The 391-nt window shown below is 68.8% G+C and carries 1 pseudogene; it reads right to left on the bottom strand.

The features are described 5' to 3' along the window. Positions 1-344: pseudogene (locus FMP39_RS37250) on the bottom strand (glycosyl transferase family 1); the annotation flags it as partial. Positions 345-391: the final 47 nt, after the last annotated feature.

Genomic DNA, 391 nt, shown 5'->3' with positions numbered 1-391 from the left:
AACCACGGGTTCAGCGTCGAGGGAACGGGCTCCGGGGCGGGGCCTTCGTCGTGTGGCTCGGGGGCCACGTCGGCGTCGGCTTCCTCCAGATCGTCGTCCGATTCGATGAGCTGCGCTGCACTGGTGGCGGAAATCTCCGCTTCCTCCACCTCGTCGCTGCTGATTTCGTCCGGCTCCTCGGGTTGGGGCCGCGCGCGGGAGTGGCTGTCGTCGTCCCCTTCGTCGATGGACTGGGCTTCGTCCTCGGAGATTTCCTCGGGCTCCTCGTCCTCGCCGCCGGGGACCGAGGCCGAGGCCTTGAACGCCTGCGGGCTGACGGGTTCGAGCCGGGGAGGGCCGTCCACGGACTGGAGCCGGGGCGGACGCTGAAGGGGAACTGTCTCTTATACAC

It is taken from the genome of Myxococcus sp. AB056, assembly GCF_006547365.1.
In the GTDB taxonomy this organism is placed as follows: domain Bacteria; phylum Myxococcota; class Myxococcia; order Myxococcales; family Myxococcaceae; genus Myxococcus; species Myxococcus virescens.
The sequence above is the reverse complement of the archived record's forward strand: the minus strand, read 5'-3'. Positions and strand labels throughout refer to the sequence as shown.